15 protein-coding genes, 1 tRNA gene and 1 other annotated feature are annotated in these 14,191 nt (G+C 42.9%); of the genes, 2 read left to right on the top strand and 14 right to left on the bottom strand.

The window, feature by feature from the left end; all coding sequences use genetic code 11:
• Nucleotides 1-86: 86 nt before the first annotated feature.
• The 8 genes from PGP85_RS06060 to PGP85_RS06095 form a co-directional block, all read right to left on the bottom strand.
• Complete coding sequence (locus PGP85_RS06060; RefSeq protein WP_270326558.1) at nucleotides 87-929, bottom strand: MetQ/NlpA family ABC transporter substrate-binding protein; 843 nt, start codon at nucleotides 927-929, stop codon at nucleotides 87-89.
• A gap of 61 nt (nucleotides 930-990) precedes the next feature.
• Nucleotides 991-1,677 (bottom strand): methionine ABC transporter permease, encoded by a 687-nt coding sequence (locus PGP85_RS06065; protein ID WP_010740574.1) that lies wholly within the window; start codon nucleotides 1,675-1,677, stop codon nucleotides 991-993.
• Entirely contained in the window at nucleotides 1,670-2,704 is a 1,035-nt protein-coding gene (locus PGP85_RS06070; protein WP_010740575.1) for a methionine ABC transporter ATP-binding protein, read from the bottom strand. Before PGP85_RS06070 ends, PGP85_RS06065 begins: the two co-directional genes overlap by 8 nt.
• A gap of 112 nt (nucleotides 2,705-2,816) precedes the next feature.
• Nucleotides 2,817-3,080: a binding site (T-box leader), on the bottom strand.
• A gap of 62 nt (nucleotides 3,081-3,142) precedes the next feature.
• On the bottom strand, nucleotides 3,143-3,475 hold the full coding sequence (locus tag PGP85_RS06075; RefSeq protein WP_010740576.1) for a glycine cleavage system protein H: 333 nt from the start codon (nucleotides 3,473-3,475) through the stop codon (nucleotides 3,143-3,145).
• Nucleotides 3,476-3,479: 4 nt separating this feature from the next.
• Nucleotides 3,480-3,833 (bottom strand): arsenate reductase family protein, encoded by a 354-nt coding sequence (locus tag PGP85_RS06080; RefSeq protein WP_010740577.1) that lies wholly within the window; start codon nucleotides 3,831-3,833, stop codon nucleotides 3,480-3,482.
• Nucleotides 3,826-5,022 (bottom strand): FtsW/RodA/SpoVE family cell cycle protein, encoded by a 1,197-nt coding sequence (locus tag PGP85_RS06085; protein WP_270326559.1) that lies wholly within the window; start codon nucleotides 5,020-5,022, stop codon nucleotides 3,826-3,828. The genes PGP85_RS06080 and PGP85_RS06085 overlap by 8 nt, the downstream gene beginning before the upstream one ends.
• Nucleotides 5,023-5,111: 89 nt before the next feature.
• Nucleotides 5,112-5,738 (bottom strand): DUF1361 domain-containing protein, encoded by a 627-nt coding sequence (locus PGP85_RS06090; protein ID WP_010740579.1) that lies wholly within the window; start codon nucleotides 5,736-5,738, stop codon nucleotides 5,112-5,114.
• A 101-nt stretch (nucleotides 5,739-5,839) separates the two neighbouring features.
• A tRNA-Thr gene (locus PGP85_RS06095) sits at nucleotides 5,840-5,912 on the bottom strand.
• Between the two features lie 134 nt (nucleotides 5,913-6,046).
• Here PGP85_RS06095 and PGP85_RS06100 point away from each other — a divergent pair.
• The gene (locus PGP85_RS06100; protein ID WP_010740580.1) at nucleotides 6,047-6,283 is read left to right on the top strand and encodes a hypothetical protein; all 237 of its coding nucleotides are present in this window, start codon (nucleotides 6,047-6,049) and stop codon (nucleotides 6,281-6,283) included.
• A gap of 43 nt (nucleotides 6,284-6,326) precedes the next feature.
• On the opposite strand, the gene upp is transcribed toward PGP85_RS06100, so the two are convergent.
• The 6 genes from upp to PGP85_RS06130 all read right to left on the bottom strand — a co-directional run bounded on the left by upp (nucleotide 6,327) and on the right by PGP85_RS06130 (nucleotide 12,250).
• On the bottom strand, nucleotides 6,327-6,956 hold the full coding sequence (gene upp / locus PGP85_RS06105; RefSeq protein ID WP_010740581.1) for a uracil phosphoribosyltransferase: 630 nt from the start codon (nucleotides 6,954-6,956) through the stop codon (nucleotides 6,327-6,329).
• Between the two features lie 199 nt (nucleotides 6,957-7,155).
• Nucleotides 7,156-8,403 carry a serine hydroxymethyltransferase gene (gene glyA, locus PGP85_RS06110; RefSeq protein ID WP_010740582.1) on the bottom strand — a complete coding sequence of 416 codons (1,248 nt, stop codon included), beginning with the start codon at nucleotides 8,401-8,403 and terminating at the stop codon, nucleotides 7,156-7,158.
• A gap of 69 nt (nucleotides 8,404-8,472) precedes the next feature.
• A complete protein-coding gene (locus PGP85_RS06115; protein ID WP_270326563.1) occupies nucleotides 8,473-9,486 on the bottom strand; it encodes an L-threonylcarbamoyladenylate synthase in 1,014 nt (337 codons plus the stop codon).
• A gap of 178 nt (nucleotides 9,487-9,664) precedes the next feature.
• Entirely contained in the window at nucleotides 9,665-10,495 is an 831-nt protein-coding gene (gene prmC, locus PGP85_RS06120; RefSeq protein WP_010740584.1) for a peptide chain release factor N(5)-glutamine methyltransferase, read from the bottom strand.
• Nucleotides 10,488-11,561, bottom strand: a complete 1,074-nt coding sequence (gene prfA / locus PGP85_RS06125) for a peptide chain release factor 1 (RefSeq protein ID WP_010740585.1) — start codon at nucleotides 11,559-11,561, stop codon at nucleotides 10,488-10,490. Before prfA ends, prmC begins: the two co-directional genes overlap by 8 nt.
• Nucleotides 11,562-11,665: 104 nt before the next feature.
• Nucleotides 11,666-12,250 carry a thymidine kinase gene (locus tag PGP85_RS06130; protein WP_010740586.1) on the bottom strand — a complete coding sequence of 195 codons (585 nt, stop codon included), beginning with the start codon at nucleotides 12,248-12,250 and terminating at the stop codon, nucleotides 11,666-11,668.
• A 206-nt stretch (nucleotides 12,251-12,456) separates the two neighbouring features.
• Between PGP85_RS06130 and PGP85_RS06135 the strand changes: the two genes are divergently transcribed.
• Nucleotides 12,457-13,992, top strand: coding sequence for a YfcC family protein (locus PGP85_RS06135; protein ID WP_010740587.1), 1,536 nt, complete (start codon nucleotides 12,457-12,459; stop codon nucleotides 13,990-13,992).
• Nucleotides 13,993-14,191 lie beyond the last annotated feature (199 nt).

Consider the following 14,191-nt stretch of genomic DNA (forward strand, 5'->3'; position numbering starts at 1 on the left):
GCTATACAGATCATAATTAGTAAACCTTTTAGGATTTCATACAAAAAAATCCTCAATACAAATGTATTGAGGATAAACGCTAAAATTTATTTATCAACGGGTTTTACTGAACCGTCCCATTTTTTCAAGATCCAGTCTTGAACGTCTTTTTCGTGTAATACTTTAACTAATTTCTTGATGCGTGCATCGTCTTTATCTGCTGTACGAACGGCAAGGATGTTCGCGTAAGGTGATGTGTCTTTTTCAAGCAGAACAGCATCTTTGACTGGATTCAAGCCAGCACCATAAGCAAAGTTGGCATTGATCGCTACTAGATCGCCTTCGTTATTGTTATAAGTCGTTGCTAACAAGGCTGGATCGATTGAATGTTCGAATTTCAATTTCTTAGGATTTTCTGCAATGTCATCAAATGTCGCAGTTTCTAAATCAACACCGTCTTTGACTTTAACTAAGCCAGCGTCTTGCAAGATTGTGATGATACGGCCCCAGTCTGATTCAGAGCTTGAAGTAATCACTGTCGCGCCTTCTTTTAAATCCTTAACATCTTTGATTTTCTTAGAGTATAAGCCCATTGGTTCGATATGGATCGCACCGGCATCGGTAAATTTGTAGTCATTTTCTTTGACTGCCTTTTCAAAGAACGGTTTGTGTTGGAAGTAATTGGCATCGATATCTTTATCTGCTAACGCTTTGTTAGGCAATACGTAGTCATCGAATTTTTTGATTTCCAGCTTCACGCCTTCTTTTTCAAGCAATGGTTTTACGTGCTCCAAGATCTCAGCATGAGGTGTTGGTGACGCGCCTACCACTAATGTATCGCTTTTTTCTTTACTGCTGCTGTCAGAAGATCCTGAACTGCTGCTTCCGCAAGCTGCCAATCCTACTGTTAATAATGCCACTGCCGCAAAACCTAAAATTTTCTTTTTCATTGATGGTTCCCCCTAAATAATTTTAATGGATGTATTTTTAAGAATAATAGATATTCTGTTGCTAACGTTTGTCTGTACGTTTCGTCAAGAAATCGCCGACGCCTTGAACGATGAAAACAATGATCAAGATAATAACTGTGGCTACTAAAGTCACGGTGTAATTGCCGCGTTGATAGCCTTCTTGCCAAGCTAAGGCTCCAAGACCACCTGCTCCGATCGCACCAGCCATTGCGGTGAAACCGATCATCGAAACTGAGGTAACCGTCAAACCTGAAATCAATGCTGGCAAACTTTCTGGAATCAACACTTTATAGATTGTTTGGAAATAGCTGGCCCCCATTGAATCAGCTGCCTCCAATACTCCTGAATCGACTTCACGAAAGGCGATTTCAACCAGCCGCGCATAAAACGGTGCCGCTGATAATACCAAGGCGGGAATCGCCGCTTTGGCTCCCAGCATCGTTCCGACTAAAGCTTTCGTAAACGGAATGATCAAAACCATCAAGATCATAAATGGTGTTGATCGGAAGATGTTGCTGAGAATGGAGACTAATCCGTACAAAATGCTGCGGGCTGCGGAATGCTTGCGTCCCAATGAATAGAGCAGCAGACCCAGCAATAATCCTAAAACAAATACGATCAACATTGAAATAATCGTCATGAACAAGGTATCATTAATGGCCTCTTTCAAGGTATCCCAAGTTACTTGTTGAAAATTTAAGTATGTCTCTGAAAAACTCTTATCCACGGTGCAGCACCTCCACTCCAACTTGTTGGCTTTCAATAAAGCTGATAGCCTGATCAACTTCCCGCGGATCGCCGGTCAACTGAACGGTCAGAGTTCCAAACGAGCTGCCTGTCGCCCGCTCAATATTGCCGTATACGATACTGATGTTGACTGGGAATTTGCGAATCGCTTGTGAGACCACTGGCTCATTGGCATTGTTTTCCAAGAAATGCAACGTGGCCAATGTTCCAGTTGGATTCTCCTTAACAAACTCTTCCAATAATTCAGAAGGATCTGCTTTTGGTTCGAGATCCTGTTGAACGAAAATCTTAGTCACTTCCTGTTGTGGATGGCGGAAGACTTCGCGGACAGAACCTTCTTCCACGATTTTTCCTAATTCCATCACAGCGACCTTGTTGCAGATTTTGCGGATCACATTCATCTCATGGGTGATCAGTACGATCGTCAAACCAAGCTGTTGATTGATATTTGCTAATAACTCTAAAACTTCCTCGGTCGTTTGCGGGTCCAGCGCGCTGGTCGCTTCATCACAAAGCAGGATATCTGGATCATTCGCTAATGCCCGTGCAATGCCGACTCGTTGTTTTTGTCCGCCGGATAATTGAGAAGGATACGCATCCCCTCGGCCATCCAGACCAACTAAGTGCAGTAATTCTTCCGCCTTCTTGCGGCGCTGCTCTTTTGCCACACCTGCTAATTCCAATGGCAATTGAATATTTTCGATCACTGTCCGTGACCATAATAGATTGAAATGTTGGAAGATCATTCCAACTTTTTTACGAAATGTACGTAATGCCGCGCCTTGAAGCTTCGCAACATCCTCTCCGTTCACAAGGACCTGTCCATTCGTTGGTGCCTCTAATCCATTTAATAAACGAACCAATGTACTCTTCCCTGCGCCTGAATAACCGACGATGCCATAGACATCCTTTTCTTCGATTGCTAAGTTGATTCCATTGACTGCGTGGATCGGTCCCGTTTTGCCGGCAAAACTTTTCCCCACTTGATTTAACTCAATCAATGCCATGCTTCTTACTCCCTTTCTGACTAACTTCCTTGATCGGTTCTTTTACAAACCTGTAACAGCTGAAGTTTTTTCAAACAAAAAAAGCTTCCGTCCATAAAATGTACAACTGTACACTTAGGACGAAAGCTTTGACTTCCGTGTTACCACCTAAAATTTGTTACGACCTTGCGATCATAACCTCTGCCAGTACTTGCAATGCTGCGTATACTGAGGTGCTGTAACGGGCACTCCCGTGATAGACTTGACTATGCTTTTCTGCCATCTCGTCTATCCCGCTCAAAGACCATTTTCCATCTCATTGCCATAACTCCTTTTCAGCGTACCGGAGCTCTCTTTGTACTTTAATCAGATGTACTTTTCTTTTCATCGCTTTCTCATGTGTATGAAAGGATTATATCAGGCTGATTTTATCCTGTCAAACAACAAGTGAAAATTTCTTTATAACTTTTCAAACTCGTCTACATCGACCTCGCGTAATGATAAGATCCATGCATCTAATTCTTCCTTCACGTTCAATGCCGCAGGATCAGCTGCAACTTTTTCGCTGACTGAAGAAACAACACCGCTCAATGGACTTTTGAATTCTTGGACTGCCTTTTCTGCTTCGATCTCCACCAAGGGTTCGCCTGCTTTGACGACTTGGCCGATTTTCGGTAATGAGATAAAGGTCACTTCTCCTAATGTTTCCGCCATCTCTGCTGTCAGACCCATGCAATAATCTTTATCGTTGTGTAAAATCCATAGGCCGTCATTTTTTTTCAAGTAACTCATTTATTTAAAACGCTCCTTCGTAAGTTGTCTCTTTAAAACCATTCATTAAAAATTGATCATTTTTGATCAGTAATGGGCGCTTCACCAGCATCCCGTCACTTGCTAATAATTCGCTGGCTTCCTTCACTGATAGATCCGCCATTTTGTCCTTCAATCCCAGATCACGATACTTCATACCGCTCGTGTTGAAAAATTTGCGTACAGGCTGTTCACTAGCTGTCAGCCACTTTTCAAAAGTGGCTGCTGAAGGTGTCTCTTGAATCAAATCAATTGTTTCATAGTCCACCCCCGCTTGATCTAACCAAGCTTTGGCTTTCCGACAAGTCGAACATTTTGGGTACCAATAAAATTTAAGCACTACGGGTCCTCCTAATAGGTTTCTTATTCGCACTTTGATAACGCATAGATAGGATCAAGCCGATTCCGATCATATTTCCTAAGATCGATGAACCCCCTTGACTGATAAACGGCAGCGGAATCCCGGTCAATGGCAACAGTCCAATGTTCGCACCAATGTTTTCGAAAACATGGAACAGCATCATCATGACGATTCCCGATGCGATATAGGCATAAAATTCATTATTCATTTCAAAGCATAACCGAATCATTCGATAAATCAAAATAAAATAGAGCAAAACCACAAATGCGCCGCCGACAAAACCAAAGTTCTCACCGATAACCGTAAAGATCATATCCGATTCACGTACTGGCACATAGACATTGCTGACATTGTAGCCCGTTCCCAGCATGCCGCCAGAGCCGATTGCCATTAAGGCGTGAGCCAACTGGAAGCTTTTTCCTTGAGGATCATGGAACGGTTCCAGCCAAGAGTCAATCCGAGCAAATTGATAATTCTTAAAGCCGATATGGGTAAGCAGTTCTCGTCCTGTATCTGTCGTGACTAAGAAAATCAACGTACCGCCTAGAACGGCTGCCACTATCAGTGCCGGAATCAAAATCAACCATGAGATTCCCGACATCAAAAACATTCCCGCAAAAATGGCTAAGAAGACTAGCATCGTCCCAAAATCCTTTTGCGCTAAAACTAAACCAATTACTGGAATCGTAACTAACAACATCTTGCCGATCATAAAGGCATCCGTCTTTAACGTATGAACCTTATTGGCTACATTATGTTTGGTAATAATCAGCGCCATCATCAAAATATAGGCGATCTTCATGAGCTCAGAAGGCTGAAAGGTCAAGGTACCAAATTTGAACCAGTTTTTCGAACCCGTTGAGGCCGCGAGCGTTGGATCATAGAATTTGAGTAAGGCCAGCATAACCGCCAAACCGATCACATATAAAAACGGCGTCAAGCGCCATAAGAGCTTCGCATCAAAATGAATGATGATCACAACAGCTAATGCGCCCACCACATACCACACCGATTGCATCGCAAGACCGCGAAAAACATTCGGATTCCTTGGATCTTGAGTCAATGCGACATACAGGGACAACAGCCCTATCAAACATAATATAAAAACAGGTAAAATAACGCCGTAATCAATCCGGCTGTCATCATTATTATTTTTTAATCTATCCATTGTTCATCTCTTTTCCACCAGTATACTCGCTTTATTATAGACGCTTCTTTGCTTAATGAAAAGCAGGCATCGCTGACTTTGCAAAAACTTTATTCTTCTCCGGCATCCTGCTGCAAAAAATAAATCAAGCCCCAAATCCCCAGCTGTAAAATACTGAACATCAGAACAAATTGAACTTTCCCTGCACTCCAGTTTCCTACCAATAATTCTAACACACGCCACGGATGGACCAATAATTCAATCGAATGAACACGATCAAAACGGCCAATGTAGACGGCAATACTAGAAAGAATCGCTAAAATAGCCAAGCCGCCAATCTTTTGCGGCAACCGCCATTTCCATTTGACTGCGGAAAATAACTTGAATACTTGGGCCATCCCGATAAATACCATCAACAATGCCGGCAGTAACAATAAAAGATACGACCACCAGCCGCTGGAATTGTTTAAGAAATGTCCGCCCCTGCGATAGATATCCAAGCTTGCGAAATGAAACAAATCGGTCATCAAATAAGGAACATTGGGAAAAAACAGCAGCCACAGCGGTGCAAAAAGCCATTGCCATTTACTTCTCAATTTCAGAAAAAGCTGCGCAAAAAGAATCGGCAGCCATGCCAAAAAGACATTCAGCCCCATAAAGGAAAACGTCGTTTGGGTAAAATGCATGAATAAAATATAAATCAAAACACTAAAATGGAACACATAGATTTTTTTCATATTTCTCCTATGATTAACTTTATTACGTACTAATTATAACTAAAGAAAACACCACCGCATTCTTAGCCTAGGCTTTGAAACGATGGTGTTTTCATAAATGATGCCAGCTGCAGGATTTGAACCTGTGACCTACGCGTTACGAGTGCGTTGCTCTACCAACTGAGCTAAGCTGGCGAATCGTACAAATGAAATTATAGAAAACTTCTGCGAAAAAGTAAAGTAAGATTCCTCTTAAAAAGCGATTACATGAAAAAAACTTGAAAATATGCTAAAATAGAGACAGTGATAAAAGGAGGCGTTTGATACAAATGGCTACATTTGGCAAAATAGAGACACACGTTGATCCTTCCGAAGCTGGGAAAGACTTCCCCGTAAAGACACACGTCATGTTCACTATTCGCGGTCAATCCCAAACTGGGATCATCGCTAAACAATTGAAGAACGCAGCAGTCATTGAAATTGATGAGAAGCAAGACAACGAAGACTTGATCAATCATTCCAATGGTGTTGTCGTCATCAATTATAAACAAATGCGAAAGATTTAGTTTCCAAAATAAAAAGCGAACCGCTCAACGCGGCTCGCTTTTTTTATTTTGTTCCGAATAAACGGTCGCCTGCGTCTCCTAGACCAGGAACGATGTAACCAAGTTCATTCAATTGTTCATCAAGTGCAGCAGTATAGATGTCAACATCTGGATGCGCTTCTTGTAAAGCCTTCACGCCTTCAGGTGCCGCAACTAAGCAAACAAATTTCATGTTTGACGCGCCGCGTTTTTTCAATGAATCAATCGCCATGATTGCTGAACCGCCGGTTGCTAACATTGGGTCAACGATGAATAATTGACGGCTGTCGATATCTTCTGGCATTTTGAAGAAGTATTCATGTGGTTCCAATGTTTCTTCATCACGGAACATCCCGATATGTCCGACTTTTGCAGCCGGGATCAATTCTAAAATACCATCTACCATGCCGATACCAGCGCGTAGAATCGGTACGATCGCAACTTTCTTCCCAGATAACGTTTTTTGCGTTGATAAAGTGATCGGTGTTTCGATCTCGATATCTTCTAATGGCATATCGCGAGAAACTTCGTACGCCATCAACATCGCGATTTCATTCACGACTTCACGGAAAACTTTTGTTCCACAATTTTTATCACGAATAATCGTTAATTTGTGTTGGATCAGTGGATGATCAATTACTTGAAACTTGCCCATAATAAATTGCTCCTTATTCATTTTAAAGTATTCATTTTTCTAAACGAAAAATGCGTTCGGTCAGCATGCCGTCTGCCACTTCTCAAAATCCCATACTGGAAACTGCTTTTTCGTTGGATTTCCTGCGAAACAAGCAGTTAGAATATGACAGTCTTTATTCTGCATTTCTCCTAATTATAAGACAACTGCAGAAAGAAAACTAGTCTAATTCTGCTTGAATTGGATGAGATTCTGTTAATTCTAATACAGCTTTGCGAATCTCCGCCAATCGCTCGTCGTCTCCTTTAGAACGTAAGGTCTCGATGATCAATTCAGCTACTCGTTTAGCATCTTCTTCTTTGAACCCGCGACTGGTGATGGCCGGCGTTCCGATTCGAATCCCACTGGTTTCTTTGAAGCTCTTTGACTCGAAAGGAATCGAATTTTTATTGACCGTAATATGCACCGTATCCAATAATTCTTCCGCTTCACGTCCAGTCACATCAAAGCCGGTCACTTCTAATAGAAGCAGATGATTGTCGCTGGCACCAGAGATTACTCGCGTTTCTGGCGCTTGGTTGAAGGCTTTAACCATTGCTTGAGCATTCTTCAGCACTTGTTCACTGTAAACTTTAAACTCTGGCGCCAAGGCTTCCTTGAAGGCTACGGCTTTCCCCGCAATCACGTGTTCCAATGGTCCACCTTGCAAGCCTGGGAAAACTGCGCTATTAATTTTTTTCGCCAAGTCCGCATCGTTGGTCAAAATCAGACCGCCGCGAGGACCGCGCAACGTTTTATGTGTCGTTGACGTAACGACATCTGCATAAGGTACTGGGTTAGGATGTAAACCCGTGGCTACAAGTCCGGCGATATGAGCCATATCAACCATTAATTTTGCGTCAACTTCATCCGCAATTTCACGGAAACGGGCAAAATCGATTGTCCGACTGTAGGCACTTGCGCCTGCCACGATCAATTTAGGCTGATGTTTCCTCGCCAAAATACGAACGACTTCATAGTCGATCGTCTCTGTATGAGGATCAACGCCATAGCTGACAAAGTTGTATAATTTGCCGCTGACATTTACTGGTGAGCCATGAGTTAAATGGCCACCCGCTGATAGATCCATTCCTAAAACGGTATCGCCAGGATTGATTAATGAAAAGTAAGCTGCTTGATTGGCCTGTGAGCCCGAATGCGCTTGGACATTTGCAAATTTTGCATCAAATAATTCTTTTGCGCGATCAATTGCCAAATTTTCTACCACATCGACAAATTCACAACCGCCGTAATAACGTCGCCCAGGATAGCCTTCCGCGTATTTATTCGTCAAGACGCTCCCTTGTGCCATCTGTACTGCTGCTGATACGATGTTTTCTGAGGCGATCAACTCGATATTCTGCTCTTGCCGCTCCGCCTCATTTTCAATTGCTCCCCATAGTTCGGGATCTAGTGCTTTGTAATCCATCCCAACGCCACCTTTCAAATTTTCTGTTTTAAGTATACGAAAGATTCAGCAGATAATCGAATCTTTTGTTTACTTTTCTGCAAAATAGTTTTGTGCCGCCGCTTTCTTCAAACGATTCATATAAGCCAAGCCTAAATGATCATCAGGAAAGACCTCCGCAAAAATGATATCTGCCTTTTGGGCTTCATCCAGCGCACGTAACCCGCTGAATAGACCGCGTGTCGCAGCTTCAATCGTATCGTCCGCAAAAACAAAACGATCTGCTGAACGATATTGATCCGCAATTTTCGGGGTCGTTAACAAGCCGACTTTCTTGTTGTTCATTTCGGCCCAAGCGATTGCTTGCTTCCAATCAGCCGGTTTGATCATTAATACCGGTGTATCCGGTGAATAATGTTTATACTTCATGCCAGGAGCTTTCGGTGTCTCGCTCTCTGTGACTAAATGCTTGTCCAGCGGAACCTCGATACCTAGAACTTCTTCCAATTTCTCTTTAGTGACCGCTCCAGGACGCAAAATCGTTGGCACCTCGCCGCTCAAATCCAAGACCGTTGACTCCACTCCGATTTGAGTTGCGCCATCATCTAAAATCCCCGCGATTTTGCCTTTTAAATCATGATAAACATGCAATGCGGTCGTCGGACTTGGTTTGCCTGAGGTATTGGCACTAGGACCAACCAACGGCGCACCGGTTTCTTCAATTAAAGATAATGTTTTTTTATTATCTGGCATTCGAAATGCCGCTGTGGATAAGCCCCCCGTCACAACTGGGCTCAAACTTCCTGTTTTGATTGAAAAGATCAATGTTAGTGGGCCCGGCCAGAAATGCTGCACGATTTTTTCGGTCAGCGGATGATAGCTTTCCACATACTCTTTAGTCATCGAAAAGTCCGTGACATGGACGATCAGCGGATTATCGCTGGGACGTCCTTTGACCGAAAAAACTTGCTTCACTGACTCTGGCAAAAGCGCATTAGCGCCTAATCCGTAGACTGTCTCCGTAGGAAATGCCACCAATTCTCCTTGACGTAATAACGCCGCCGCCTGATTTATTTGATCCGATTGAAAAATTTTCGTTTCCACAGCTTCTCCACAGCTCCTTTTTTCGTTTTTCCTAATATAAAAACTTTTGTTTCCGAGTTATCCTCAACTTGTTGATATCTCTGTTGTCAAGTGTGTATAACTATGTTGATAACTTTTTGACGTTTTAAACATTGCTGTATCAGTGTTCTTTTATTATTTTTAAAGCTAAAAATAATTTTCAACTAATGACGACCATCCGATCATTTCCCGACATGTCCTGGTGAACAGTCACTTTTTTTTCTGGAAAGACTGTGCTGAAAATTTCTTGTACTTTACGCCCCTGCTGAAATCCGATCTCTAAAAAAATCATGCCATTTGGTTGTAAAAGCGCTTGGCTTTCTGCCGCAATTTTTTGGTAGACAGCTAGTCCGTCGTTATCAGCAAATAATGCTGTCTTTGGTTCATAGGTTCGTACGCTCTCATCCATCAAGTCCCATTCACTTTGACTGATGTATGGCGGATTACTGATAATGATATCCTGTTTTTCGGTGATTGCTGACAGCACATCGCTTTGTTTAAAACAAATCTCTGCCTTTAAGTCGGCCGCATTTTTCTCGGCAACTTTCAGTGCTTCCGCCGATATATCGACCGCGGTCACTTGCCAGTTTGGACGTTTCAGCTTCAGACTGATAGCGATAGCACCTGTGCCAGTCCCAATATCGACCACCTTTTTAGGCTCAGTATCATTCAGCGACAAACACAGCGCGACGAGCTCTTCCGTTTCTGGACGAGGAATCAAGGTGTCTTCCGTTACTTTAAAACGGTGCTCAAAGAAATATTCATAGCCTAATAAATATTGCGGCGGGATATTCTCCATTAAGCTCGCCAAATCCTTTTCGATCACAGTTTCGTCTTCCGGCGAAATTTCTTCTCGCATGTGCAACAGCCATTGCGTTTTATCCCAATGCTTGCGCGCGAGAAAAAGATATTCGATCGCATAACCTTCTTTGCCAGCTGCTTCTAAAAAAGAAGAAGCCCCTGACAGGACTTCTACATAAGTTTTAGCCATTTTGCATATCTTCCAATTTCTTGGTTTGATCATACATAATCAAGGCATCGATAATCTCATCCAGCTTACCTGCTAGGATCTGATCTAATTTTTGAATCGTTAAGCCGATTCGGTGATCGGTCACACGATTTTGCGGGAAGTTGTATGTCCGGATGCGTTCAGAGCGATCCCCAGTTCCCACCGCCGATTTACGACTCGCATCGTATTCGCTTTGGGCTTCTTGTTGAATCTTATCATACACTCGAGCACGCAAGATCTTCATCGCTTTTTCGCGGTTCTTGATCTGCGAACGTTCATCCTGCATCGCTACTGCAATACCCGTTGGAATATGCGTCAAACGGACAGCAGACGCTGTCTTGTTGACGTGCTGTCCACCAGCACCTGATGCGTGGTAGATATCTGTCCGAATGTCTTTGTCGGCTAAATCAATTTCAACTTCTTCAGCTTCGGGCATGACTACGACCGTCGCTGTTGAAGTGTGAATGCGGCCTTGTGATTCCGTTGAAGGCACACGTTGTACGCGGTGCGCGCCGCTTTCATATTTTAGTTTTGAATAGACGTTATCACCAGTGATCATCATGATGACTTCTTTGTATCCGCCGATACCTGTTACGTTGGCTTCCATGACTTCTGTCTTCCAGCCTTGAGCTTCCGCATATTTCTGATACATAGTAAAAAGATCGCCAGCAAATAACGCTGCTTCATCGCCACCTGCGGCTCCGCGAATTTCCATGATGATGTTTTTATCATCGTTCGGGTCTTTTGGTAATAGCAGAATCTTGATTTCATCTTCTAAAGCTTCTTTTTCTTTTTTGAGATCTGACAATTCTTCTTTGGCCATTTCCGCCATTTCCGCGTCTAAGTTTTCACCTAATAATTCTTCCGCGTCACTGATACCTTCCACCACTTTTTTATAGCGGCGATACGTTGCGACTGTATCACGAGTACTAGCCTCTTCTTTTGACAGCTGCATGAAGCGCTGCGTATCAGTGATGACTTCCGGGTCACTCAATAATTCGCCAAGCTCCTCATAACGATCTTCGATAGCTTGCAGTTGATCGTACATTGGTTAAATTCCTCCTAATTTCGTTATTCCTTCTACATTTAAAGTACTCATCTTTCTATAGAAAAATGGGTCATTTTCATTACGCCTATCATTCCGTTAAAGCGTTAATTAGCGGAATGGTCAATTTCTGGATGTAAGTAATGCTTGCGACAAACAGGATAATAAGCTTCATTGCCCCCGATTTGCACTTGATCGCCTTCATAAACAGGGCGGCCATTAATATAATGCAGGTTCATCGTAGCCTTTTTATGGCAAAACCAGCAGATCGTTTTTAACTCTTCTAATTTGTCCGCATAAAGCAGCAAATATTTTGAGCCTTCGAACATTTCATTTCGAAAATCATTTTTCAAACCAAACGCCATCACTGGAATATCTAAGTCATCCACGACTTGCGCCAATTGCACAACATGAGCCTTTGATAAAAATTGCGATTCATCGATCAATATACAATAAGGTTTGTAATCGAGACCTTCAATAAAATCAAAAATATTCGTTTCCGAAAAAATTGGCACGGCAGGCCGGCTCAATCCGATCCGACTGGAGATCGTCCCCACACCTTCGCGTGTATCTAATCCGCTAGTCATCAAGACCACCGGTTTATTCTGTTCCTCATAGTTATGGGCGACTTTCAAAATCTCGATCGTCTTCCCGCTGTTCATTGCACCGTATTTAAAAAAAAGCTGGGCCATTTCATGTCACCTTTCCCTTTTGTTCCTATCGTATTATAGCGGAAAAGCCAGATTATTTACAGTAATAATTTTCATAGAATCACCTTCTTAGAAGAATCAATGACTATTTTCAACAAAGTCACAGGCTAATTTTTTAAGAATATAAGCCTCGGATGCTAAACTTTAGCAGTAATTATTTTAAATTTTTATTAATAGGGGGCTTTCTCATGGAACAATCAGTTAAAAAGAAACGACGTAGTTTTCCATCCGCGTACACCGTCATCATTATCGTCCTGATTCTCGTTCAAGCATTGACCTTTTTCATCCCTTCAGGCAAGTACAGCACGTTATCGTATGACAGCGGAAAAGATCAATTCGCCATCACTGATGCACATGACAAAACAATCATGGAGCCGGCAACGCAAAAAACATTAGATAAATATGACATTCATATCAAAGTCGGCAAGTTTCGCGATGGCACGATTTACCGCCCAGCCGCGATTCCGAACTCGTATGAAGCAATCAAAAAACCGAAACGCGGCATTACAGGTACGATTACTCAGTTTTTGAGATCTCAGGTTCAAGGGATTACTGAGAGTGTCGATATCATGATCTTTATTTTGATCTTAGGGGGCGTGATCGGTATCGTAAATGCTACAGGCGCGATGGATGCTGGTATGATGCGTCTCTCAGAAAAATTGAAAGGCAAACAAAAATGGCTGATCGTCATCGTGACAACGTTAATCGCGATTGGCGGAACGACCTTTGGCTTGGCGGAAGAAACCATTGCCTTCTATCCAATCTTGATTCCGATTTTCTTGCTAGCGGGGTATGATACGCTGACGGCGGTCGCCACGATCTATCTCGGGACCGCGATCGGAACGATGAGTTCCACGATCAATCCGTTCTCGACAGTCATTGCTTCCAATGCTGCGGGCATCAGTTTTACCGACGGCATGCCGCTGCGCATCTTGATGTGGATCACCGCAGTCGGTATCTCCATTCTTTATACGATTCGCTATGCGGAAAAGGTTCGGTTAAATCCAGCCGCTTCGCTCGTTGCTGATCAAGCAGAAAGTGACCGCGAGCGTTTCTTAGGCAGCCACGATCGCGAGAAAAATGCGAACTTCAGCAAACGACAAAAATTCTCGTTGATCGTCTTCGCTTTGGGTTTTGTGGTAATGATTTATGGCGTTCAACAACTCGGCTGGTACTTCACCGAAATCGCCGTTGTATTCTTAGCTGTAACCTATGTACTGGCTTTTGTCTCTGGTTTAGGTGAAAAGAAATTCATCGACAGCTTCGTTACCGGAGCGGCCGATCTTTTAGGTGTCGCCTTAATCGTCGGATTGGCCCGTTCTGTTGGGATCGTTATGGAGAATAGTTTTATCAGCGATACCATCATGAATTTCTTTAGTAATGCCATCAGCGGGATGAACAATGTCATCTTCATTTGGTTCATGTTCCTGGTTTATGTCATTTTAGGATTCTTTATTCAATCCTCCTCTGGTTTGGCTGTGCTGTCCATGCCTATCATGGCACCACTAGCTGACGTTGTGGGCATCGACCGTGCACTGATTGTTGATGCTTATAACTGGGGCCAAGGCTTGATTGGATTAGTCGCCCCAACAGGTTTGATCCTCGTTTCGCTGTCAGTAGTAAACGTTGGCTTTGATAAATGGATCAAGTTCGTTACCAAATTACTGGTTACCATTATCATCTTGATCCTCGCCTTCTTAGCGGTAGGCGTATTGATTTCTTAACAAAAAACAGGAGACACCCTCAGAATTTGAAGGTGTCTCCTGTTTTTTATCGATAGTAATGCACTGAAAAATTACTCGCTTACTTTATTTTCTTTCCTTTTTCCTTTGTTACTAAATCCTTTTCCAAATCAATCACGACAGGTATAGGGTCGGCAATGACTACCATGACTTCTTGATCATACTTGTTCTTGCCCATTTT

The sequence above is a fragment of the Enterococcus malodoratus genome, assembly GCF_027659535.1.
Classification (GTDB): Bacteria; Bacillota; Bacilli; order Lactobacillales; family Enterococcaceae; genus Enterococcus_A; species Enterococcus_A malodoratus.

What these genes read in the sequence shown, in the direction of transcription:
- PGP85_RS06135 (WP_010740587.1), top strand. Translation starts at nt 12,457, where the DNA reads ATGGAACAATCAGTTAAAAAGAAACGACGTAGTTTTCCATCCGCGTAC.
- glyA (WP_010740582.1), bottom strand. Translation starts at nt 8,403, where the DNA reads ATGGATTACAAAGCACTAGATCCCGAACTATGGGGAGCAATTGAAAAT.
- PGP85_RS06060 (WP_270326558.1), bottom strand. Translation starts at nt 929, where the DNA reads ATGAAAAAGAAAATTTTAGGTTTTGCGGCAGTGGCATTATTAACAGTA.
- prmC (WP_010740584.1), bottom strand. Translation starts at nt 10,495, where the DNA reads ATGGCTAAAACTTATGTAGAAGTCCTGTCAGGGGCTTCTTCTTTTTTA.
- PGP85_RS06130 (WP_010740586.1), bottom strand. Translation starts at nt 12,250, where the DNA reads ATGGCCCAGCTTTTTTTTAAATACGGTGCAATGAACAGCGGGAAGACG.
- upp (WP_010740581.1), bottom strand. Translation starts at nt 6,956, where the DNA reads ATGGGCAAGTTTCAAGTAATTGATCATCCACTGATCCAACACAAATTA.
- PGP85_RS06085 (WP_270326559.1), bottom strand. Translation starts at nt 5,022, where the DNA reads ATGGATAGATTAAAAAATAATAATGATGACAGCCGGATTGATTACGGC.
- PGP85_RS06090 (WP_010740579.1), bottom strand. Translation starts at nt 5,738, where the DNA reads ATGAAAAAAATCTATGTGTTCCATTTTAGTGTTTTGATTTATATTTTA.
- PGP85_RS06075 (WP_010740576.1), bottom strand. Translation starts at nt 3,475, where the DNA reads ATGAGTTACTTGAAAAAAAATGACGGCCTATGGATTTTACACAACGAT.
- PGP85_RS06100 (WP_010740580.1), top strand. Translation starts at nt 6,047, where the DNA reads ATGGCTACATTTGGCAAAATAGAGACACACGTTGATCCTTCCGAAGCT.
- prfA (WP_010740585.1), bottom strand. Translation starts at nt 11,561, where the DNA reads ATGTACGATCAACTGCAAGCTATCGAAGATCGTTATGAGGAGCTTGGC.
- PGP85_RS06070 (WP_010740575.1), bottom strand. Translation starts at nt 2,704, where the DNA reads ATGGCATTGATTGAGTTAAATCAAGTGGGGAAAAGTTTTGCCGGCAAA.